We start from the raw sequence: 19,136 nt of genomic DNA, 5'->3' as shown, positions 1-19,136 counted from the left end.
GTGAGTTCCGTGAATCCGCACCGGCGCCCCGACGCCTCCGCCGCTACGGCAGTTCCCGTGCCCGCGCGATGAGCAGCGCCACGTCGTCGTGGTTGTCGGGGTGGTGCAGCTCCCGCAGCAGCAGGTCGCAGGCCTCCTCCAGCGGGCGGGCGGGATCGCCGAGCAGGGCCAGCAGTTCGTCCAGCCGTTCGTCCAGGGAGTGCGTGCGCGTCTCGACCAGACCGTCGGTGTACAACACCAGCTCGTCGCCGGGCTCGAAGTCGACGGTCGTGGTGGCGAAGGGCACTCCGCCGACGCCCAGCGGGACCCCGGTCGGCAGGTCGAGGAGTTCCGGCGGCCGGCCGGGGCGGACCCGGGCCGGGGGCAGATGGCCGGCGTTGGCGATCCGGCACCGGCGCAGGTGCGGGTCGTACACGGCGTACACGCAGGTCGCGATGGAGTGGTCGAGGCCCGAGGTGGTTTTGTCCAGGTGTTCGAGAAGCACCGCGGGATCGAGGCCGAGCGAGCTCAGGGTGGTCGTCGCGGTGCGCAGCCGGCCCATCGTCGCGGCCGCGTTGATGCCGCTGCCCATCACGTCGCCCACCACCAGGGCGGTTCTCCCGTCGTCCAGTGGGATGACGTCGAACCAGTCGCCGCCCACCTCGACGGTGGCGCCCGCGGGCTGGTAGCGGGAGGCGACCTCCAGGCCCGGGGTGACCCGGGGATGCGTGGGCAGCAGGCTGCGCTGGAGGGTCAGGGCGGTGGTGCGGGCGTTCTGGTACCAGCGTGCGTTGTCGATCTGCACGGCCGCCCGCGCCGCCAGTTCCCGGGCCAGCAGCAGGTCGTCGTCGTCGAAGGGCGCCGGATTGCGGGTGCGTCTGAGGTCGAGGGCGCCCAGCACCTCGCCGCGCGCGATCAGCGGCACGGCCAGATACGAGTGCACCCCGGCCCGGCCCAGCTCCACCGCGGCCTCGTGGGAGGGGGCGATCCGCGCCAGGTCCTCGTCCGTGACATGCGGGACGACGACGGCCTCTCCGGTCCGTACGCACCGGGTGACCAGCCGGTCCGGCGCGTACCGGGCGACCGTGCCCGGCTCGTCGGCGGCCTGGACCGCGTCCGGCTCCCGCTCCGCGCGCACGGCGAGTGCCCGGAGCATGGCCGGCTCACCCGGGCCGAGCGTGCTGCGCCGGCCCTCGACCACCGAGTCCAGCAGGTCCACGGCGGCCACGTCGGCGAGCTCGGGCACGGCGACGTCGGCCAGCTCCCGGGCGGTGCGCTCCAGGTCCAGGGTGGTGCCGATACGGGTGGAGGCGTCGGCGATCACGGCCAGCCGGCGGCGCGCGTTCTCGGCCTCGATCCCGGCCCGGTACGGCTCGGTGATGTCGACCACCGAGGTGGCCACGCCCAGCACGTTGTCCAGGGCGTCCTCCAGCCGGTAGATCGACACCGCCCAGATGTGCTCCTCGTCCGGGTCGGCCGGCGTACGCCCCACCGCGGGTTCGTCGATGACCGGTTCGCCGGTCCGCAGCACCCGCAGGTACGCCGACTCCAGGGCGTCGTAGTCCACAGCGGGCAGCACCTCGCGGATCGTCCGCCCCACGTGCTCCTTGGCCGGGACACCGTTCATCTGCTCAAGGGCCGGGTTGACCGACACGTACCGCAGGTCCGCGTCGAGGACGGCCAGCCCGATGGGCGACTGCTTGACGATCCGTTCGGACAGCGCCACGTCCTGCTCCAGCCTGCGCACCGTGGACTGGTCGGCGGCCAGGCCCAGCGCGAACACGTCGCCGTTGGCGTCCATGAGACGCATGTTGCGGAACTCGACCACATGGGTGGTGCCGTCCTTGTGCCGGATCGGGAAACCGCCGGCCCAGCTCCGCCCGGTGCTCATCACGTCCGCGAACAGCTTGCCGACCAGTTCGATGTGGCGCTCGTCCACCATCAGCCGGGCCGCGTACTGCCCCAGCGCCTCCCGCGCCGAGTAGCCGAACAGCTCCTCGGCCTGCGGGCTCCACAGCACGATGCGCCCCTTGGCGTCCAGCACCACCGAGGCCACGCTCAGGACGTCCAGCAGGCCGCCCGGCCGCACGGGTCCGCGCACGGGCTCCTGGCCCCCGGGCACCGCAGCCTCGGCTGGACTCATCCCACGCACCGCCTTCGAACTTTCGTACGGCACGCCGTCCCCCGTGCCGACTCCCCTTGTTCTATCGCGCTCACACCTGTCCCGCCGAAGCCGCCGCCGACTTTTCCACCATCTCTCAACACGGCGGCATCCGTACGGCCAAGCGGCCACGGGGGCGGCTGGGGCGCGAGTTCACTTTCCCGACCTGTCTTTGGTCTGTACATGCCCATCGGGCCCGCGCAAGACTGACCGGCGCACGCGCGTACCGCCCCCCAGATACCGAGGAGTAGGCTTCCATGCCCGCGTCCACCCGGCAACGTTGTCGCGCAGGCCTGACCGCCCTGGTCGCCCTCGCCACCACCCTGGTCCTCGCGACCGCCGCCCCGGCCTCTGCCGCCGACACCTGGACCGAGACCGGCTCCGACCACGCCGATGCGCTCACCGAGAGCCAGGGCCTGACCTCGGTCGAGGTCCCGGCCAACAGCCCCAACCGGTACACCGGCATCGGCACCATCCCGCTCAGCGTCTCCATCCGCGGCTGGAATCACGTCGGCGACCCCGACGAGTCCTACGACGGCTACTACGTCGAGCCCTACCAGGCGGACTCCGGCACCGCCAAGATGTACCGGGTGCAGGCTCCCGACGGCACCTGGTCGGAGTACGTCCACACGCTCGTCTCCGGAGAGGCCCTGAACAACTCCTGGTCCGCCATCACGCCCGACAGCCAGTACATGCTCTCCGGCGAGTACGGCACGATGACCCGCTTCCTGGTCTTCCCGGCACCGGGCGCCAACAAGAGCACCTCGCCGTCCGCGAACCTCCCGCTCGCGTCCGTCGTCAACCTGGACCACGCCGTACGTGACGTGCAGGGCTGCGACTTCTCCAGTGCCACCACGCTGCTGTGCTCCTCGGACGACCCGGACGGCAGCCTCTTCGGCTACACCAAGCCGCTGCTGCAGATCGACCTGTCCGCCCAGCCCGGCACCGGCGACGTCACCGGGCATGTCACGGCCCTGCGCCAGCTGCCGCTGCGCAGCTCCTGCTCGGGCACCTTCGAGGCCGAGGGCATCGACTACGACCGGCGCACCGGCACCCTGCGCGTGATCGTGATGTCGCCCGGCTTCTGCGTCCTCACGGACGGCAAGACCTACAAGTTCACCCGGAGCTGAGCCCCCTCCGCCTGCCGCGGGCGGGTGGTGCGGGGCCCGGAGATCGGTGCTTTTCTGTTGGCATGGCGCGGCCTGCGGGGGAACCCGTGCTGCCGCGCCATCGCCATGAGAGGAGCGATCACCATGGTCCGTGAGCGACCGCACGAGGAACCCGTCTCGCTGGAGATCAGCGGATGCAGCAAGGAGGACGCCCGGATCGTGTTCGACGCGCTGTGCCAGTGCTTCGAGTCCGACCGGGCCCCCGAGGACGTGCCGCAACAGCTTCACGAGACCCGCCCGATGGTGTGGCTCGGCACGTTCGAGGTCACCGACGCCCACGAGTGCACCCCGCCGCCCCGGCTCTCGGCCTCGGTCGAGGCCGACGCGCAGGGCGGCTACTGGGCCATCGACCGGCTCCGTACGACCCTCGACTCCCTGTTCGCGGTGCGCAACCTGTCCTCCGCCTCGGGGGACCAGGAGCGCGAGCTGCACGTGCTGCTCGAAAGCCGGTGACCGGTGATCTGAGACACGTCACACCGGAGCGCTTGTGCAACTAGTTGCACAATCCGTGCGCGGTCCTCTACAACTACGGTGACGACACCGCGCACGGAGGCCCCGATGAGCCGTTACCCGCACCTGCTGCAACCCCTCGACCTGGGCTTCACCACACTGCCCAACCGCGTGCTCATGGGCTCCATGCACGTCGGCCTGGAGGAGGCCGAGCGCGGCTTCGAGCGGATGGCGGAGTTCTACGCGGCCCGCGCCCGCGGTGGAGTCGGCCTCATCGTCACCGGCGGCATCGCGCCCAACAACGAGGGCCGCCCGTACGAGGGCGGCGCCAAGCTCACCACCGAGGAGGAGGCCGGGCAGCACCGGACCGTCACCGAGGCCGTGCACCGCGCAGGCGGCCGGATCGCGATGCAGATCCTGCACTTCGGCCGGTACGCCTACCACCGCGACATGGTCGCCCCGAGCCCCCTCCAGGCCCCGATCAGCCCCTTCCCGCCCCGGGAGCTGACCGAGGCCGACGTCGAGCGCACCATCGACGACTACGCGCGCGCCGCCCGCCTCGCCCGGCAGGCCGGCTACGACGGCGTCGAGATCATGGGCTCCGAGGGCTACCTGATCAACGAGTTCATCGCCGCCCCGACCAACCGGCGCACCGACCGCTGGGGCGGCTCGTACGAGAACCGGATGCGGTTCCCCGTGGAGATCGTCCGCCGGGTGCGCGAGGCCGTCGGCGACGACTTCATCATCGTCTACCGGCTGTCCATGCTGGACCTGGTCCCCGGCGGCTCCTCCCTCGACGAGGTGATCACCCTGGCCAAGGCCGTCGAGGCCGCCGGGGCGACCATCATCAACACCGGCATCGGCTGGCACGAGGCCCGCATCCCCACCATCGCCACCTCCGTGCCGCGCGGCGCCTACACCTGGGTCACCAAGAAGCTGATGGGCGCGGTGTCCGTGCCGCTGGTGACCACCAACCGCATCAACACCCCGGAACTCGCCGAGGAGTTGCTCGCCGAGGGCTACGCGGACATGGTCTCCATGGCCCGTCCGATGCTCGCCGACCCCGACTTCGTGGCCAAGGCCGAGGCCGGGACGCCCGAGGCCATCAACACCTGCATCGGCTGCAACCAGGCCTGCCTCGACCACACCTTCAGCGGGAAGATCACCTCCTGCCTGGTCAACCCGCGCGCCTGCCACGAGACCGAGCTGGTCCTCGCCCCGACCCGGCTGAAGAAGCGCGTCGCGGTGGTCGGCGCGGGACCGGCCGGCCTCGCCTGCGCGGTCTCCGCCGCCGAACGCGGCCACGAGGTCACCCTGTTCGACGCGGCGGCCGAGATCGGCGGCCAGCTGAACGTGGCCCGCAAGGTCCCCGGCAAGCAGGAGTTCGACGAGACCCTGCGCTACTTCCGCCACCAGCTCGACGCCCACGGTGTGGACGTACGCCTGAACACGACCGTCGAGCCCGCGGACGTCACCGGGTACGACGAGGTCGTGGTCGCCACCGGCGTCACCCCGCGCACCCCCGACATCCCCGGCATCGACCACCCCCGCGTCCTCGGCTACCTCGACGTGCTGCGCGACAACGCCCCCGTCGGCGACCGGGTCGCGATCCTCGGCGCCGGCGGCATCGGCTTCGACGTCGCCGAGTACCTCACCGACGGCGGCGACAAGGCGAGCGACGACCCGGCGACTTACTTCAGGCACTGGGGCGTCGACATGGACTACCAGGGCCCCGGCGGCCTGGCCGCCCCCGAACGCCCCGCGCCCCCGCGCACCGTCCACCTGCTCCAGCGCAAGACCGGCAAGGTCGGCGCCGGACTCGGCAAGACCACCGGCTGGATCCACCGCACCGAACTCAGGCACCGGGGCGTCACCATGGTCCCGGGCGCGCGGTACGACCTGATCGACGACGCCGGACTGCACGTCACCGTCGACGGGGAGAGCACCGTGCTGGAGGTCGACACCGTGGTGCTGTGCACCGGGCAGGAACCGCGCCGCGGCCTGTACGACGAACTGGTCGCCGCCGGCCGCAGCGCGCACCTGATCGGGGGCGCCGACGTCGCCGCCGAGCTGGACGCCAAGCGGGCCATCAAGCAGGGCACCGAGCTGGCGGCGGCCCTGTAGGGGCCGTCCCTAGGATGAGCCCATGTCACTCCCGCACGCGATTCTCACCGCCCTGCTCGAAAGGCCGTCGTCGGGGCTTGAGCTGACCCGCAGGTTCGACCGGTCGATCGGGTACTTCTGGTCGGCCACGCACCAGCAGATCTATCGCGAGCTCGCAAGACTCGAGGCCGGGGGCTACATCCGCACCCTGCCGGCCGAGCAGCCGGCCCGTGGGCAGAAGAAGAGCTACGAGGTGCTGCCCGCGGGCCGCGCCGAACTGGCCCGCTGGACCGCCGCCTCCCAGGACCCCAAGCCACAGCGGGACGTGCTCCTGCTGCGGCTGCGGGCGGCCGCGGTCGTCGGCACCGCCGGACTCGAAGCCGACCTGCGCCGCCATCTGGAGCTGCACCGACGGCAGTTGGCCGAGTACGAGGAGATCGAGCGCCGCGACTTCCCGCCCGGCAAGGACGCCCCCGAGGACCGGCTGCGACACCTCGTGCTCCGGGCCGGCATCGACCTGGAGACCTTCTGGACGCGGTGGCTCGGCCATGCCCTGGAGGAGTTCGGCGAACTTCCCCGCCGCCCTGGCTAGAGCCGGTACGGCTTCGAGCGCTTGCGCAGGTACCAGCCGGTGGCGATGACGCCCGAGCCGACCAGCGCCGCGCCGATGCCCAGGGTGAGAGGGCCGTAGTCGCGGGCGGCGCCGCCCAGGCCGCCCATCACACCGCGGGAGGGCGCGTCCGGTCTGGCGGTGGAAGAGGTCGTCGGCGCCGCGGAGCTTCCGGACACGATCACCGACTGGGTGCCCGCCGTACCGCCGTTGGAGCAGACGACGACCACCGTGTAGGTGCCCGGCGACACCCCGGACCAGGCGGCGGACTGGCTCACGGTGGTGCCCGCCAGCGCCACCTGCCGCCCTTGGGCGAAGGCGGTCTGACCGCTGTTGAGCAGCGAGGCGTTGCCCCAACTGCCGTTGTTCTGGGTGCAGGCGCTCGTGACCACCGAGACCGTGGTGCCGATGGTGCTCACCGAGATGCCCGTGAGCGCGGCGGACGGTCCGGCGAGCCAGGTCGGGAACGCGGCGACGGCCGCCAGGGTCAGGCCGGAGCGGAGGAGAAATCGTGTAGTGCGCATGGTCTGCCCTCCGGCGGCACGGTTGGCGGAACGTCCCTTGCGCCGCCGAGGGTGGGGAAACGCCCGTGCTGCCTCAGGTTCAGCGAAAGGGGCCCCGGCGCGTCCCGCACCCGGAGGGCGACCGGCCAGGTGACTTCTTCCTCCGTCCGGCGCAGGCCGGGATGCGCCTCAGGTGCCCGTCGTCACGGTCCGCTCCACCGACCAGCCGCCCCAGGTGCCGTCCGGCAGCCGCGCCCGGAGCCGCACATGGTGCACCACCCCACGGTCGCGACCCACATAGAAGCTAGAGGCGGAGTGGCCCTTCGGTGGGGTGCCACCCCACACCAGGGAGATGGTCGTACCGGCGTCGAGGCGGATCTGGTATTCCGTGACCACACCGTCCACCCGCGGCGGGTCCCAGGCCAGATCGAGGTAGCAGGCCCCGCTCTTCTCGTGGGTGCGCGCCGTGAACGCGGTCGGCGCGGTGTCCCGGCCGGCGCCGGTGCCCGGCGTGGTCAGGCGCACCGCCGCGCTCGCGGGCGAGAGGTTGTCGGCCGCGTCCCGGGCCCGGACGGAGAAGACATAGCGGGTGCCCGGCCGCAGCCCGGTGACGACGGCCGCGGTCTGGTTCCCGCCCACACTGTGGATCTTGGCTCCGCCCTGCCAGATGTCGTACGACACCACGGCCCGGTCGTCCTTCGAGGCGCCCCAGGACAGCTGTACGGCACGGCTGCCCACGGCCCGCCCGTCCGGCCGGGTCGGGCGGCTCGGCGCCGACCGGTCCGCCGCGACCATCGCCGGGGTGGTCGCCCGCACCGCACGGCTGCGCGGCCCGAGGCTGCCGTCCCCGCCCCGGGCCCGCACAGTGAACACATACACCGTGGACGGTCTGAGCCTGGTGACGTCCACCATGTGCTCGGAGCCCGGCACCTCGTCGACCTTCGTGGTGCCCCGATACACCTCGTAGGCGCGGATACCGGAACTGTCCGGCAGCGCGTTCCACATGACGTGCACGCTGGTGGCGCTTCCGGCAGCCGCGGTGAGCCCCGTCGGGGCGCCGGGCAGCCGCCCGCTGTCGCCGTCGGCGCCGCCCCGGCCGCAGGACGCCACCAGCAGCAGGGCGCAGACCACGACGGCGACTCGGCGCACGGTTCCGCCTCCCCGGGACGGCAGCACGGCAATGGTCCGGACCAATCGGATCCACTATGGCCCGCCCGCGACGCGGGCATCAAGAGGGCCGTATTGGAGACGGCGGGGGAGAGTTACGTATGCTGAGGGCACTGCGGCCGAACTTACCCGGGGAACAGGGGAGTTCGCGCCTGTGGCGCGGAACGCTGTCGTCGCTGATCCCGCGCCGGCACGGGCGGCCGGGGTGGCCTGGGCTGACACCGGCTCAGCGCCCCGGCCCTCGGCGATCTCTCACGAAGCGTCAGTTTCGTTGCTCCGAACGGCCCTGTACGGCCTCCACGTGCTGGCTCGGCCGCCCGACCCGCACCAGATTGTTCCGGTGACTCCATGTCCCCCACGAAAAGGGTCCCTCATCGTGCGTGTCCAGTCGCTGACGCTGGCCGCGGCCGGCGCCGCCCTGCTCGCCCCGGCCACTCTGCCCGCCCCCGCCGTCTCGTTCGCGGCCCCCGGTCCGCGGCACCGGATCACCGCGACCGATCTGCTGGCCCGGGTGCGGGACTGTGCCCAGGTCTCCAAGGGCCGCTACCGCTCCGACGCCGACACCGCCGCCACCGTCCCCGTGTGCGGCACCTCGCAGGCCGTCTTCTGGAAGGCGGACCTGGACATCGACTGTGACGGCCGGCCCACCGCCCACTGCAACCGCGGCGCCGACCCGTCGTTCTCGGCCGCCACCGCCTACCAGCAGTCCAACGGCCGCCAGCTCGACGCCGAGAAGCTGCCCTACGTCGTCGTACCCGCCCCCAGCGGCCGCTGGAACCACTGGGCGTCCGGCGTCCGGGGCGGTGCGGTCGCCGCGGTGATCTACCAGGACCGGGTGCAGTACGCCGTGGTCGGCGACACCGGACCGCGCGACATCATCGGCGAGGCCTCGTACGCCACCGCGAAGGCGCTGGGCGTGAACCCCGACCCGCTGGTGGGCGGGGTGCCCTCCGGCGTCACCTACATCGTCTTCAAGGACTCCGGGGTCGACCCCATCGAGGACCGTGCGGAGGCGGAGGCGGAAGGGGAGCGGCTGGCGGAGGAGTTCGTCGAGGGCGGCTGACCCGTGACCGGCCGCCCCCGGCCGTGGGGGTCAGACTGCCGCCCAGCCGTTGTCGACCGGCAGGATCGCGCCGTTGATGTTGCTCGCCGCGTCCGAGGCGAGGAAGACGATCGCGGCCGCCTGTTCCTCGGGCTCGGAGACCTGGCCCGCGTTGCCGAAGTACGGGCCGAGCGCGGCCGGCCCGTGGGCGCCGTCCTCCAGGTCGATCCGGATCTCCGTCCTGGTGCCGCCGGGCGCGATGGCGTTGGCCCGGATGCCCTGGTTGCGGTACATCACCGCCAGGTTCTTGGTCAGGCCGACGATCCCGTGCTTCGAGGCCGTGTAGGCGGCGCCCGCCGCGCTGCCGCGCAGACCGGCCTCGGAGGCGGTGTTGACGATCGCGCCGCGGCCCGCCGCCAGCATGTGCGGCAGCACCGCCCGGGTGAGCAGGAACGGCGCGGTGAGGTTGACCCGTATCACCCGCTCCCACTCCGTGTCGCTGACGTCCGCGAGCGCCGACATCCGGTCCATGATCCCGGCGTTGTTCACCAGGACGTCCACTCCGCCGAACCGCTCCACCGCGGTCGCGACCACCTGGTCCACCACGGACTGCTCGCTGAGGTCCCCGGTGACGGCCACGGCCGTACCGCCCGCCTTCTCGATCTCCGCCACCGCCGCGCCCGCGGTTTCGGCGTTCAGGTCGGCGACCAGGACCCGGGCGCCCTCCCTGGCGAAGGCCAGGGCGGCGGCACGCCCGATCCCCGATCCCGCGCCGGTGACGATGACGCCGCGCCCGTCGAGTCCGCTGGCCATGTGGTGCTCCCATCAGGTGGTTCGAGGCGCTCTGCGCCTGGTGCGGTCACACCATACGACTTAATGTCTTCAGGTGACATAAAGTCGTGGCCGGAATTTCCGCCATCCCGGCTTCTCGGGGAGAATCCCGGTGCGACAGCCGCCGGCGCCGGAGGGACAGATGACCGCAGGGGGACGCACGGGACGCCCGCCGCTGACCGAGGAGCGCAAGGCCGAGATCAGGCTGGAGATCGCCCGCGCCGCGGTGGACCTGTTCGTCACCCAGGGGGTGGCCGCGACCACGGGCGAGCAGATCGGGCAGGCGGTCGGGGTCTCGGCGCGCACGGTGTGGCGCTACTTCCCGAGCAAGGAGGCCTGCGTACGGCCGTTGTTCGCGGCCGGCATCGAGGCCGTCGCCGACTGTCTGCGCGCCTGGCGCCCCGGCCGGCCGCTGGTGGCGGTCTTCGAGGACGCCGTACCGACGGACAGCCGGCTGGTGGCGGGCCCGGACCGCGCCACCATGGGAGCCCTGGTCCGGCTGACCCGCGGCGAACCGGGCCTGCGGGCGGAGTGGCTGCAGTCCTACGACGAGGCCGAACCGGCGTTCGCCCGCGCCCTCGCCGAACGCTCCGGGCTGGCCGCCGACGACCTGCGGCCCGCCATCCAGGCGGCCATGTTCAACGCGGCCCTGCGCGCGGCCGTCGAGCACTACGCCTGGCGGGTCGCCGACGAGACCACGGACCCCGCCACGGCGGAGGCCGAGCTCACGGCGACCATGCGCTCGGCCCTCGCGGTGGTGGCGGAGGGGCTTGCCTAGGGCCGGCGACGCCGGCATGCACCGGACGGCGGGCCCAGGGGTCCTCAGACCTTGCGGTAGGTGTACGCCTCGGCGGCGGCCGCCGCCACCGCGTCCAGGTCGGCCCCGGTGCTGGCCGTGACGACCGCGGCGACCGCGCCCTCGACGAACGGGGCGTCCACCAGGCGGGTGCCGTCGGGGAGTTCGTCGCCCTCGGCGAGCAGCGCCTTCACGGTGAGCACCGCGCTGCCCAGGTCGGCGAGGACGGCGACCCCGGCGCCCCGGTCCACGGACGCGGCAGCCGCGGCGATCAGCTCGGCGCTGGTGCCGAGCCCGCCGCCCTCGGTGCCGCCCGCCGGGGCGACCGGCACCGTCGTGGCGCCGCCCGCCAGCCCCTTGGCCAGCTCCGCGACGGACGCCGCGACCTGCGCGCTGTGTGACACCAGCACGATCCCGACCAGCTTGTTCTCACTCACCGGCCGCCTCCGCGAGACCCGCGACGAGCAGCGCCGACGAGGTGGCGCCCGGGTCCTGGTGGCCGATGCTGCGTTCGCCGAGATAGCTCGCCCGGCCCTTGCGGGCCTGCAACGGGATCGTCGCCTCGGCGCCCTGCTCGGCGGCGGTCCGCGCCGCCCCGAAACCGTCACCGAGCGCGTCGACGGCCGGCACCAGGGCGTCGATCATCGTCTTGTCCCCGGGCGCGGCCCCGCCGAGCGCCATGACCTTGTCCACCCCGGCCCGCAGCGCCTCGGCGAGCTGGGCCTCACTGACCTCGGCCGCGTCGCCGAGCGCCTTGCCGGTACCGCGCAGCAGCGTGCCGTACAGCGGCCCGGACGCGCCGCCGACCGTGGAGATCAGCCGGCGCCCGGCGAGTGTCAGCACGGCACCCGGGGTCGCGGGCGCGTCCTTCTCCAGCGCGGCCACCACGGCCTTGAACCCGCGCTGGAGATTGCTGCCGTGGTCGGCGTCCCCGATGGGGGAGTCAAGGGCGGTGAGCCGCTCCGCCTCACGGTCGACGGATGCGGCGGTCACCGCCATCCAGCGGCGGAAGAAGTCGGCGTCGAGCACTGGATCTCCTTGCGTTGCGGTACGGACGCGGGTCGGTGCTGTCTCTCGCTCACATACCCCAGCGCAGCGCCGGTGTCTTCACCGGCGCGTCCCACAGCCGCAGCAGCTCCTCGTCGACCTGGCAGAGCGTGACCGAGGCACCGGCCATGTCCAGGGAGGTCACGTAGTTGCCGACCAGCGTGCGAGCCACGCTCACCCCGCGCTCCGCGAGCACCCGCTGGACCTCGGCGTTGAACCCGTACAGCTCAAGGAGCGGGGTCGCGCCCATGCCGTTGACCAGGACGAGGACCGGGTTGCGCGGCGGCATGTCCTCCAGTACGGCGTTGACCGCGAAGTCCGCGATCTCGCCGGAGGTCATCATGGCCCGCCGCTCCCGGCCCGGCTCGCCGTGGATGCCGATGCCCAACTCCAGCTCGCCGGGCGGCAGATCGAAGGTCGGGGTGCCCTTGGCCGGCGTGGTACAGGCGCTCAGCGCGACACCGAAACTGCGGGAGTTCTCGTTCACCTGGCGCCCGACGGCCTCCACCCGCTCCAGCGGCTGTCCCTCGGCGGCGGCCGCCCCGGCGATCTTCTCGACGAACAGGGTGGCGCCGGTGCCGCGCCGGCCCGCCGTGTACAGACTGTCGGTGACGGCCACGTCGTCGTTGACGAGCACCTTCGCGACCTGGATGCCCTCGTCCTCGGCGAGTTCGGCGGCCATGTCGAAGTTGAGCACGTCACCGGTGTAGTTCTTCACGATGAACAGCACCCCGGCCCCGCTGTCCACGGCGGCGGCGGCCCGGGCCATCTGGTCCGGGACGGGGGACGTGAACACCTCGCCCGGACAGGCGGCCGACAGCATCCCGGGCCCGACGAATCCGCCGTGCAGCGGCTCATGCCCGGAACCGCCGCCCGAGACCAGCGCGACCTGCCCGGCGACGGGGGCGTCCCGTCGTACGATCACCCGGTTCTCCACGTCCACGGTGAGGTCGGGAAAAGCCGACGCCATGCCCCGCAGCGCATCCGCCACCACGGTTTCCGGAACGTTGATCAGCATCTTCATGTGATCCTCCAAATGACGTTACCAGACTAGTCTCTGACCTGCTTCTTCACAGGTCAGAGCAGGTTTTACCGGTCTGCTTCGGTGACTGTTCGTCAGGTGTGGGCGGGGGTCGTGACCGCGAGCGGCGTAGTTGTCCTGAGCGCAGTATCGACCTTGTGCGGACGAAGGTCACCTGGGCGGGCCAGTAAAGGGGACGGGCCGGGACCAGCCCACAGGGAGCAGGGCCGATTCCGTGGTGTAGGGGGCTACACCACGGAATCGGGAGAGCACTCCCTCGTAGCGGCGCGCGGCTCACGAAAGGGTTGGAAGCGGAAACGGACGCTTCCCGACGGAGGCGGTCGCTGTTCCTCCTGACATTTCTGAACCACTGATGCGGAGGCGTCCCCCGTCATGGCAACTGTCCTCTATCACCTGGGCCGTGTGGCCTTCAGATGGCGATGGTTCGTCGCCCTGCTGTGGGTGGCGGTGCTGGGTGTCGTCGGATTCGCCGCGTCCAAGGCGCCCGCGGCGGCCGACGAGGGTTTCACGATGCCCGGGATCGAGTCCCAGAAGGCGTTCGACCTGATGGAGAAGCGCTTCCCCGGTACGACGGCCGACGCGGCGACCGCACGGATCGTGTTCATCGCGCCCAGCGGTGAGAAGGTCACCGCGGCCGGCAACCGGGCCGCGATCGAGAAGCTCGTCGACGAAGCGGCCGACGGCTCCCAGGTCTCCGGTGCGGTCGGCCCCTTCCAGGCCAAGGCCGTCAGCAAGGACGGCACGACCGCGTACGCCACCGTGTCCTTCAAGGCGAAGGCGGACGACCTCACCGACACCAGCAAGAAGCATCTTGAGCGGGCCATCGACCAGGCCCGGGACGCGGGTCTGACGATCGAGGTCGGCGGCGACGCGCTCGCGAAGCAGCCCGCGGCCGGCGGACCCGCCGAGGTGGTGGGCATCGCCGTCGCCGCGCTCGTTCTGCTGATCACGTTCGGTTCCCTGGCGGCCGCCGGCCTGCCCCTGCTCGCCGCGATCACCGGTGTGGCCGTCAGCATGACCGGGATCATGGCGCTGGCCCACACGTTCGGCTTGTCGGACAGCACCGGCACGCTCGCCAGCATGCTCGGCCTGGCCTGTGGCATCGACTACGCCCTGTTCGTCGTCTCCCGCTACCGGGAGGAGCGTGCCAAGGGGCACGCACCGCGGGAGGCCGCCGGTCTGGCCGTCGGCACGGCGGGCTCCGCGGTCGTCTTCGCCGGACTCACCGTCATCATCGCGCTCGCCGGTCTCTGGGTGGTCGGCATCCCGATGCTCACCAAGATGGGCCTGGCCGCCGCCGGTGCGGTGCTCGTCGCCGTGCTGGTCTGCCTGACCCTGGTCCCGGCGATCCTCGGCTTCTGGCCGAACGCGGTGCTTTCGCGGGGCACCCGCAGGAACTCCGAACGCCACCGCAGGAAGCGGCTCAGGACCGACAACGGCGGCTCTAGATGGGCCAAGGCGGTCGTACGCCATCCCCTGCCCGTGCTGCTGCTCGGGGTGGTGGGACTGGGCGCCGTCGCGACTCCCGTGACGCACCTCGAACTCGGTATGCCGGGCGACGAGTCCAAGCCGACCTCCACCACCGAGCGCCGCGCCTACGATGCCCTGGCCGAGGGGTTCGGCCCCGGTTTCAACGGGCCCTTGAGCATCGTCGTCGATGCCACGGGATCCGCTGACCCGAAGGCGGCGGTGACCACGATCTCGAAGCACATCGCGGCCGCGAAGGGCGTCGTCTCCGTCTCGCCTGCCCGTTTCAACCAGGCAGGGGACACCGCGGTGTTTTCCGCCACCCCGTCCACCAGCCCCACCGACGAGAAGACCAAGGACCTGGTCAAGACCATCCGTGCCGACCGGCCGGGCATCGAGAAGGACGCCGGCGTCTCCTTCGAGGTGACCGGCAAGACCGCGCTGGACATCGACGTCGCGGACAAGGTGCAGGCCTCGCTGGTCCCCTACCTCGCGGTGGTGGTCGGCCTCGCGATCGTGCTCCTGCTGCTGGTCTTCCGTTCCCTCCTCGTGCCGCTCAAGGCCGCTTTCGGCTTCCTGCTCTCCGTCCTGGCGGCTCTCGGCGCCGTCGTCGCGGTCTTCCAGCAGGGCCACGGCGCGCAGCTGCTGGGCGTGCAGTCCACCGGCCCGATCATGAGCATGATGCCGATCTTCCTGGTGGGCATCGTCTTCGGCCTCGCGATGGACTACGAGGTGTTCCTGGTCTCCCGGATGCGCGAGGCATACGTCCACGGGGACGCGCCCAAGGAGGCGATCGTCTCCGGGTTCCGGCACAGTGCCCGGGTCGTCGTGGCCGCAGCGCTGATCATGACGGCCGTGTTCTCCGGGTTCGTCGGCGCCGACGAGTCGATGATCAAGATGATCGGCTTCGGCCTCGCGATCGCGGTCGTCTTCGACGCCTTCGTCGTCCGGATGGCGATCGTGCCGGCCCTCCTCTCCCTGCTCGGGAACAAGGCCTGGTACCTGCCGAAGTGGCTGGCCCGGCTGCTGCCCGACATCGACGTCGAGGGCGAGAAGCTGAGCCGCAAGGTACCCGCCCCGGCGGCCTCCGTGGACGACGGACCCCAGCCGGCCGAGTCCGCCCTGACCCACTGAGCCGCAGCAGGCGAGGGGCCGCCCCTGACGGGCGGCCCCTCGCCGGTTCGCCGTCCGCGCCCTGCCCGCCGCCCTCGCGTTCACCTGCGGCGCCCTGCCTGGTGCGGCGCCGTCGGCGCCAGGCCCATGAGGTCGGTCCGGTCGTCCTCCGCGGATGCTTCGACCTCGGTCCACGCCCGGCCGAACCTCTCCCGGGCGACGACGGGCGGATCTCCGGCGGCCGCCTCACGGCGGGCAGGCCGTGAGCGCCGTCAGGAGGCCGTCGGCCAGGAGCCGGGGCGGGGCGGCTTCGCCCGGTGCCGCCGCCGTGGCGCGCAGGACGGCCTTCAGATGTGCCCCGGGGAAGGTGGCGGCATAGGCAACGGGATCGTCGGCCGCGTACGCCGTCGCGAGCGCCGCGCCGAGGGCCGCCGCGTGCGCCTCCGCGAAGGCGCGGGCGTTCGCCTCGGTGCTCAGCCGCGCGTACTCGTGGCCGTACGCGTCCGCCTCGGCGGTGGAGTACCCGTTGGCCAGGGCGTAGTCGCGGGCACCCGCGTGGCCCTGCGCGTAGGCGCCGGCACGGTCGTAGGCGGCGTCGTGCAGCCGCAGCAGCAGCGGGCCGAGTGCCGACCGCCAGGTGTCCCGGTCGCCCGGTGCGCCCCGGGCCGCCGCGCGGTGCAGGGCGGCCGGCGCGGCCGTGTCCGCCGTGCCCGCGAGCAGCGGCAGTACGGTCTCCGCCTGCCAGACGTGCACGGGCCGCAGCCCGGCAGGGATCCTCGCCGTGCCGAGCAGGGCGTGCAGCCGGGTCGCCCAGGCGTCCGCGGCGGGCGGCGCCAGTTCCCCGTGGACGGCGGTGGCGAGCCGCCACAGCCAGGCGGGCACCCCGGCCGCGGGCGGCTCGGCGGCCTGGGTCCGCAGCGCGGCGCGGAAGGCCGCCGGTGCGGCGGTGGTCGTGGCCATGTGCGCTCTTTCCTCGGGCGGGTCAGCCGTGCAGAGACGTGCCGTCGATCGCCACGCGGCGGCCTTCCCTGGTGTGCGGGAAGTAGTCCCACACGGCGTGGTGCTGCACGCTGCGGTTGTCCCAGAACACCAGGGTGCGCTCCTGCCAGCGGACCCGGCAGTGCAGCAGCGGGGTGCGGGCGATGTGCGCGTACAGCATCCCCAGCAGGGCGTCGCTCTCGGCGCGGGACAGCTGGGTGATGTGCGAGGTGTAGGGGGCGTTGACGAACAGCAGTTTGCGCCCGTTCTCTGGGTGGCGGACGACGACCGGCTGTTCGGTGCGCGGCACGTCGTACTCGGGCGGCGGGGTCAGCCCGGCGTCCGTCCAGGGCTTGGCGCCGTCGTGGAGGGCGGTCAGAGTGTCGAGGAAGCCGCGCAGGGCGGGGGAGAGCAGCTCGTAGGCGAGGTGCATGTTGGCGAACAGGGTGTCGCCGCCGCTGCCGCCCTCGGGAATCGTGGTGATGTACAGCATCGAGCCGAGGGAGGGCTCCGGGTCCGCCGTGCCGTCGGAGTGCCAGCCGTTGCCGGCGACGGCCTTGGAGTCCCTGTCCGCCTTGATCTGAAGGATGTACGGATCGGATCCCTCGGCGGCGAGGGCGACGGGGTGCAGCGCGCCGAAGACGCCCGCGAACCGCTTGTGCTGGTCGGGGGTCAGGTCCTGGTCGCGGAAGACCAGCACGTGATGGGTGTGGAAGGCGTGCTTGAGCTCCTTCTCCTGCTGCGGCGTCAGCTCCCGGGAGAGGTCGAGACCGGTGACCTCGGCGCCCAGCACCGGGGTGATCGGGGCGACGGAGAGGGTGTCGTAGGGCTCGGCGGGCCGGGTGGTGAGCTGCGCCACGGCGCGCAGTGCGTAGTCCTCCATGAGGGACCTCCTTGGGGCGGGGCGGGGCGGGGCGGGGCGGACGAGGGCAGGGGCGGGTGAGCGGGGTCAGAGCCCGCGGTCGAGGAGTTCGGCGACCACCAGCCGGCCGAAGGCGAGGTTGCCGTGGATCGTGTCGTCGGCCTGGCAGAAGACCGGCCGCTGGTGTCCCGCGCCGTCGCTGGCGCGGGCCCGCAGGTCGAGCAACTCCACACCACGTGCCGTCAGTTCGGCGCCGATGACGTCCTGGGCGGCGAAGAAGACACCCGGGTCGGACGTGCCGGGGACACGCTGCGGCGGCATCAGGGCCAGCACCCGCAGTCCGAGGGCGGCCGTACGGTCGTAGAAGGCGAGCGCACCGCGCACACTCGCCCGGACCAGGTCGCCGAACAGGCCGCTGCGCAGGAACCGTTCGGGCACGGTGCCGTGCCGGTCGCGGTGGATGTCCCAGTTCTGCCGGGTGGCCACCGTGTGCGCGCTCAGCCCGAACGTGCACACGAGCGGCACCCCGAGCCCCGCGAACCCGGGCACGCCGAGCGCGTCCAGCGACTCCCTGACCAGCCGCCGCGCCCGCGCGTCCCGGAATTCCAGATCACCGTCACCGTCGTCGAGGAACGGCCCGAGGAAGTCCCGGCCCGAGCCGACCGGGCCGCCCACGAAGGGCAGCCCCGCCTGGTGCGCGGCCCGTCCGACGCAGCCTGCGTGGGAGTCACCGAGCAGAAGGAACCGGGCCGGAACGGGGGGCGTAGTAGTCGAGTACGGCGTCGTCACACCAGTGGTCCTCTCCGCCGGTGACGGGGGTGGAAGGCGCGGGCACCGGCGCGGGCGGCGCCGCGTCGGCCCCGGGCCGGACGGCCCGGAAGAAGTGCCGCATCACGAAGGCCACTCCGTCCGGGGTGACCGTGCGCAGGTTCGGGCCGTAGAACGCCGCCCGGTACGGGAAGCCCGTGACGATCTCGTACGACGGGAAGTAGTCGACGTCGTCGGACGCGTCGGCGAGCTGGCCGGCCGCCGCGCGCAGCACCGACTTGGAGTGGGTGGTGGCGACCAGCGCGTGCCGCCCGGTGGCGGTCGCCGTCAGTGGGACCGGGGAGACGGTGAGGACCGTGCGCAGCCGGGAGTTGACGCCGCGCGCCATGGCGAGCACGGCCGTGAGGTCGCGGTGCACCCGGTCCACCGTGTGGTTGCGCAGGACGTGCCGGCCCGGGTCGTAGCTGCCGCGCACGGTACCGGGGCACACCGGCAGGACCGTTCCGGTACGGGCGTCGTGCCACGCCTCGGTCAGGCCGAGGGTGAACACGAGGACCGCGGCTTCGGCGAGGGCGGTGCGGACCGCGTCGAGGGTGATGGCGCGGGCCCGCAGCACGTCCTCCGGCGAGCGGTGGCCGGCCGGTTCCACGCCCGGCCGGTAGGGGTCGTAGAAGGCTCCGTCCTCCTCCCACACCTCCTGCGGCGGCGTCTCCTCCTCCAAAGCCCAGGCGACCCACTGGCGCAGCGCCGCGGCCGTGTAGATGTTGCCGGTCCGGAAGGAGAACCGGCGGTATCCGCGGGCCGCCTGCTCGGCGGGCGTCAGGCCCGGGGGCGGCAGTTCGGCGTCGTACCAGTGCATGCCCTCGGCCAGGAGGGCCCGGCCGATGTGCGCGGCGAAGCAGGACCCGGCGGTGACGACGGGATCGTCCTGGCCGATGGCGAACTTCGGCGTCCACAGGCCGTCGATGTCCGCCGGGTCGGGTTCGGCGACCGCGGTGCGCCAGAACGACCGGGCGGGCAGGCGGGTGTACGGATGCTGCACGGGTGG

The 19,136-nt window shown here is 72.5% G+C and carries 18 protein-coding genes; 7 read left to right on the top strand and 11 right to left on the bottom strand.

Going from position 1 to position 19,136, the window contains the following annotated elements; genetic code table 11:
* Positions 1–43: 43 nt before the first annotated feature.
* Positions 44–2,122 carry a SpoIIE family protein phosphatase gene (locus AB0P24_RS19645; protein WP_365795601.1) on the bottom strand — a complete coding sequence of 693 codons (2,079 nt, stop codon included), beginning with the start codon at positions 2,120–2,122 and terminating at the stop codon, positions 44–46.
* A gap of 275 nt (positions 2,123–2,397) precedes the next feature.
* Here AB0P24_RS19645 and AB0P24_RS19640 point away from each other — a divergent pair, with 275 nt between their 5' ends.
* From AB0P24_RS19640 to AB0P24_RS19625, 4 genes are all read left to right on the top strand, one after another.
* Positions 2,398–3,270: a hypothetical protein gene (locus AB0P24_RS19640; protein WP_365795599.1), complete on the top strand. Its 873-nt coding sequence runs from the start codon at positions 2,398–2,400 to the stop codon at positions 3,268–3,270.
* Positions 3,271–3,393: 123 nt separating this feature from the next.
* The gene (locus AB0P24_RS19635) at positions 3,394–3,762 is read left to right on the top strand and encodes a hypothetical protein (protein WP_365795597.1); all 369 of its coding nucleotides are present in this window, start codon (positions 3,394–3,396) and stop codon (positions 3,760–3,762) included.
* 105 nt (positions 3,763–3,867) lie between these two features.
* Positions 3,868–5,883 (top strand): NADPH-dependent 2,4-dienoyl-CoA reductase, encoded by a 2,016-nt coding sequence (locus AB0P24_RS19630; RefSeq protein WP_365795595.1) that lies wholly within the window; start codon positions 3,868–3,870, stop codon positions 5,881–5,883.
* Between the two features lie 22 nt (positions 5,884–5,905).
* Positions 5,906–6,454, top strand: a complete 549-nt coding sequence (locus tag AB0P24_RS19625; protein ID WP_365795593.1) for a PadR family transcriptional regulator — start codon at positions 5,906–5,908, stop codon at positions 6,452–6,454.
* Here AB0P24_RS19625 and AB0P24_RS19620 read toward each other — a convergent pair.
* Both AB0P24_RS19620 and AB0P24_RS19615 read right to left on the bottom strand, forming a co-directional pair.
* Positions 6,451–6,996: a hypothetical protein gene (locus tag AB0P24_RS19620; protein ID WP_365795591.1), complete on the bottom strand. Its 546-nt coding sequence runs from the start codon at positions 6,994–6,996 to the stop codon at positions 6,451–6,453. The genes AB0P24_RS19625 and AB0P24_RS19620 overlap by 4 nt on opposite strands.
* 168 nt (positions 6,997–7,164) lie before the next feature.
* On the bottom strand, positions 7,165–8,124 hold the full coding sequence (locus AB0P24_RS19615) for a fibronectin type III domain-containing protein (RefSeq protein ID WP_365795589.1): 960 nt from the start codon (positions 8,122–8,124) through the stop codon (positions 7,165–7,167).
* A gap of 394 nt (positions 8,125–8,518) precedes the next feature.
* On the opposite strand from AB0P24_RS19615, the gene AB0P24_RS19610 reads away from it, so the two are divergent.
* Positions 8,519–9,205, top strand: a complete 687-nt coding sequence (locus tag AB0P24_RS19610) for a glycoside hydrolase family 75 protein (RefSeq protein ID WP_365795587.1) — start codon at positions 8,519–8,521, stop codon at positions 9,203–9,205.
* 30 nt (positions 9,206–9,235) lie between these two features.
* Here AB0P24_RS19610 and AB0P24_RS19605 read toward each other — a convergent pair whose 3' ends face one another.
* Positions 9,236–9,997 carry a glucose 1-dehydrogenase gene (locus AB0P24_RS19605; protein WP_365795585.1) on the bottom strand — a complete coding sequence of 254 codons (762 nt, stop codon included), beginning with the start codon at positions 9,995–9,997 and terminating at the stop codon, positions 9,236–9,238.
* A gap of 160 nt (positions 9,998–10,157) precedes the next feature.
* Here AB0P24_RS19605 and AB0P24_RS19600 point away from each other — a divergent pair, with 160 nt between their 5' ends.
* Positions 10,158–10,793: a TetR family transcriptional regulator gene (locus AB0P24_RS19600; RefSeq protein WP_365795583.1), complete on the top strand. Its 636-nt coding sequence runs from the start codon at positions 10,158–10,160 to the stop codon at positions 10,791–10,793.
* 44 nt (positions 10,794–10,837) lie between these two features.
* Here the strand turns inward: AB0P24_RS19600 and AB0P24_RS19595 are convergent, their stop codons facing one another.
* Genes AB0P24_RS19595 through dhaK form a run of 3 tightly spaced genes read right to left on the bottom strand, consistent with a single transcriptional unit; the run spans position 10,838 to position 12,882 of the window.
* Positions 10,838–11,248: a PTS fructose transporter subunit IIA gene (locus AB0P24_RS19595; RefSeq protein ID WP_365795581.1), complete on the bottom strand. Its 411-nt coding sequence runs from the start codon at positions 11,246–11,248 to the stop codon at positions 10,838–10,840.
* On the bottom strand, positions 11,241–11,840 hold the full coding sequence (gene dhaL, locus AB0P24_RS19590) for a dihydroxyacetone kinase subunit DhaL (protein WP_365795579.1): 600 nt from the start codon (positions 11,838–11,840) through the stop codon (positions 11,241–11,243). Before dhaL ends, AB0P24_RS19595 begins: the two co-directional genes overlap by 8 nt.
* Positions 11,841–11,889: 49 nt before the next feature.
* Entirely contained in the window at positions 11,890–12,882 is a 993-nt protein-coding gene (dhaK, locus tag AB0P24_RS19585; RefSeq protein WP_365795577.1) for a dihydroxyacetone kinase subunit DhaK, read from the bottom strand.
* Positions 12,883–13,272: 390 nt separating this feature from the next.
* On the opposite strand from dhaK, the gene AB0P24_RS19580 reads away from it, so the two are divergent.
* A complete protein-coding gene (locus AB0P24_RS19580) occupies positions 13,273–15,501 on the top strand; it encodes an MMPL family transporter (protein WP_365795575.1) in 2,229 nt (742 codons plus the stop codon).
* Positions 15,502–15,726: 225 nt separating this feature from the next.
* On the opposite strand, the gene AB0P24_RS19575 is transcribed toward AB0P24_RS19580, so the two are convergent.
* The 4 genes from AB0P24_RS19575 to AB0P24_RS19560 form a co-directional block, all read right to left on the bottom strand.
* Positions 15,727–16,440: a hypothetical protein gene (locus tag AB0P24_RS19575; protein ID WP_365795574.1), complete on the bottom strand. Its 714-nt coding sequence runs from the start codon at positions 16,438–16,440 to the stop codon at positions 15,727–15,729.
* A gap of 22 nt (positions 16,441–16,462) precedes the next feature.
* On the bottom strand, positions 16,463–17,341 hold the full coding sequence (locus tag AB0P24_RS19570) for a TauD/TfdA family dioxygenase (protein WP_365795572.1): 879 nt from the start codon (positions 17,339–17,341) through the stop codon (positions 16,463–16,465).
* 66 nt (positions 17,342–17,407) lie between these two features.
* Positions 17,408–17,995, bottom strand: a complete 588-nt coding sequence (locus AB0P24_RS19565; RefSeq protein ID WP_365795570.1) for a hypothetical protein — start codon at positions 17,993–17,995, stop codon at positions 17,408–17,410.
* Positions 17,996–18,047: 52 nt separating this feature from the next.
* Positions 18,048–19,130 (bottom strand): GSCFA domain-containing protein, encoded by a 1,083-nt coding sequence (locus tag AB0P24_RS19560; RefSeq protein WP_365795568.1) that lies wholly within the window; start codon positions 19,128–19,130, stop codon positions 18,048–18,050.
* Positions 19,131–19,136: the final 6 nt, after the last annotated feature.

This window comes from Streptomyces sp. NPDC086519, assembly GCF_040686075.1.
In the GTDB taxonomy this organism is placed as follows: Bacteria; Actinomycetota; Actinomycetes; order Streptomycetales; family Streptomycetaceae; genus Streptomyces; species Streptomyces shenzhenensis.
The sequence above is the reverse complement of the archived record's forward strand: the minus strand, read 5'-3'. Positions and strand labels throughout refer to the sequence as shown.

What these genes read in the sequence shown, in the direction of transcription:
- AB0P24_RS19645 (WP_365795601.1), bottom strand. Translation starts at nt 2,122, where the DNA reads ATGAGTCCAGCCGAGGCTGCGGTGCCCGGGGGCCAGGAGCCCGTGCGC.
- AB0P24_RS19640 (WP_365795599.1), top strand. Translation starts at nt 2,398, where the DNA reads ATGCCCGCGTCCACCCGGCAACGTTGTCGCGCAGGCCTGACCGCCCTG.
- AB0P24_RS19635 (WP_365795597.1), top strand. Translation starts at nt 3,394, where the DNA reads ATGGTCCGTGAGCGACCGCACGAGGAACCCGTCTCGCTGGAGATCAGC.
- AB0P24_RS19630 (WP_365795595.1), top strand. Translation starts at nt 3,868, where the DNA reads ATGAGCCGTTACCCGCACCTGCTGCAACCCCTCGACCTGGGCTTCACC.
- AB0P24_RS19625 (WP_365795593.1), top strand. Translation starts at nt 5,906, where the DNA reads ATGTCACTCCCGCACGCGATTCTCACCGCCCTGCTCGAAAGGCCGTCG.
- AB0P24_RS19620 (WP_365795591.1), bottom strand. Translation starts at nt 6,996, where the DNA reads ATGCGCACTACACGATTTCTCCTCCGCTCCGGCCTGACCCTGGCGGCC.
- AB0P24_RS19605 (WP_365795585.1), bottom strand. Translation starts at nt 9,997, where the DNA reads ATGGCCAGCGGACTCGACGGGCGCGGCGTCATCGTCACCGGCGCGGGA.
- AB0P24_RS19600 (WP_365795583.1), top strand. Translation starts at nt 10,158, where the DNA reads ATGACCGCAGGGGGACGCACGGGACGCCCGCCGCTGACCGAGGAGCGC.
- dhaK (WP_365795577.1), bottom strand. Translation starts at nt 12,882, where the DNA reads ATGAAGATGCTGATCAACGTTCCGGAAACCGTGGTGGCGGATGCGCTG.
- AB0P24_RS19580 (WP_365795575.1), top strand. Translation starts at nt 13,273, where the DNA reads ATGGCAACTGTCCTCTATCACCTGGGCCGTGTGGCCTTCAGATGGCGA.
- AB0P24_RS19575 (WP_365795574.1), bottom strand. Translation starts at nt 16,440, where the DNA reads ATGGCCACGACCACCGCCGCACCGGCGGCCTTCCGCGCCGCGCTGCGG.
- AB0P24_RS19570 (WP_365795572.1), bottom strand. Translation starts at nt 17,341, where the DNA reads ATGGAGGACTACGCACTGCGCGCCGTGGCGCAGCTCACCACCCGGCCC.